At 39.8% G+C, this 1,524-nt stretch carries 2 protein-coding genes; one reads left to right on the plus strand and one right to left on the minus strand.

Going from position 1 to position 1,524, the window contains the following annotated elements:
- Nucleotides 1-217: 217 nt before the first annotated feature.
- Nucleotides 218-604, plus strand: coding sequence for a bleomycin binding protein (gene bleO, locus ABN256_RS19035; RefSeq protein WP_063102497.1), 387 nt, complete (start codon nt 218-220; stop codon nt 602-604).
- A gap of 319 nt (nt 605-923) precedes the next feature.
- Here bleO and ABN256_RS19040 read toward each other — a convergent pair whose 3' ends face one another.
- Nucleotides 924-1,316, minus strand: a complete 393-nt coding sequence (locus tag ABN256_RS19040) for a pyridoxamine 5'-phosphate oxidase family protein (RefSeq protein ID WP_000084745.1) — start codon at nt 1,314-1,316, stop codon at nt 924-926.
- Nucleotides 1,317-1,524: the final 208 nt, after the last annotated feature.

Consider the following 1,524-nt stretch of genomic DNA (forward strand, 5'->3'; position numbering starts at 1 on the left):
GTAAGCAGAGTTTTTGAAATGTAAGGCCTTTGAATAAGACAAAAGGCTGCCTCATCGCTAACTTTGCAACAGTGCCGCCCCAGCAGCATCTCCAGCTGTGAACGCTGTTCGGCTGACGGTATCAGTGCCAGTTTGTTCCACAGGCGCAACGTCGCCTTTTCCCTTACCTCTGAAATCAACCGGGTCAGCGTAGTGGCTCCGGGGAGAATAATAGTCTATCCCGGCATTGCCAGTCGGGGATATTAAAAAGAGTATAGGTTTTTATTGCGATAAACTAGGTTTCACTTTGGTTCACCATGAAGATGGATTCGCAGTTCTAATGTGTAATGAGGTTCGGATTCATCTATGGGAGGCAAGTGATGAAGGCTGGCGCTCTCGTAGTAATGATTCACCGGTTTGTACAGGTGCGGAGTCGTTTATTGCTGGTACTGCTAGTTGCCGCATTGAAGTAGAGGGAATTGATGAATTATATCAACATATTAAGCCTTTGGGCATTTTGCACCCCAATACATCATTAAAAGATCAGTGGTGGGATGAACGAGACTTTGCAGTAATTGATCCCGACAACAATTTGATTAGCTTTTTTCAACAAATAAAAAGCTAAAATCTATTATTAATCTGTTCAGCAATCGGGCGCGATTGCTGAATAAAAGATACGAGAGACCTCTCTTGTATCTTTTTTATTTTGAGTGGTTTTGTCCGTTACACTAGAAAACCGAAAGACAATAAAAATTTTATTCTTGCTGAGTCTGGCTTTCGGTAAGCTAGACAAAACGGACAAAATAAAAATCTAAATATGCTTGAACAACTTGTAACTTAAATTCATAACTGTATTTTGCCATAAAAAATGACCTCCCATAAGTTAGATTTTTGGTCTAACTTATGGGGGTCAGTTCATTCTACACTTGGGCTGCATGTTTTGATTAATTATCTAATATCTCCGGATCTCCTGTAAAGGAATATAAAACTGCCTGCATGTTTTTCAAATAAAATACGGTGAATTTCCCATCATCAGCGCTATACCAATCTCTCAAAGGCGGATTTGCTTCAAGCATTGCTTCCCTTGCTTCCACGGTATCATCAATTACGGCTTCGCCGGTGAGCCGAATCCATTTTCCTTTTGCCATACCTGAGACTTCCACCTTTGAATTTGCCAATAACTGCTGATAAACTTTTTTCTGATTGGTTGTACCAAGATAGACCTTGCCATTCCTCTCCATGGCTGCATTAAACGGTCTGACCCTTGGCTGGTCTCCTTCAACGGTTGCAAAATAAAAAGTTTTTGCTTCATTTAAAAAATCAACAACTTGACTCATCCTTTTTTACCTCCATAAATAAATTTTTCTTTACTTTTCTTTGACCTAAATTCCACGTGCATTTTTTATTAGCTTAAAAGAACACTATTTCACGAAGAATTTAAACTGATACTCCCACATTGTAACATTATTGGCACTGTTGCAAATAGTCGGTGGTGATAAACTTATCATCCCCTTTTGCTGATGGAGCTGCACATGAACCCATTCA

Source organism: Proteus sp. fly-1008, assembly GCF_040140305.1.
In the GTDB taxonomy this organism is placed as follows: Bacteria; Pseudomonadota; Gammaproteobacteria; order Enterobacterales; family Enterobacteriaceae; genus Proteus; species Proteus vulgaris_B.

Coding starts and splice junctions, on each gene's coding strand:
- ABN256_RS19040 (WP_000084745.1), bottom strand. CDS start 1,316: ATGAGTCAAGTTGTTGATTTTTTAAATGAAGCAAAAACTTTTTATTTT.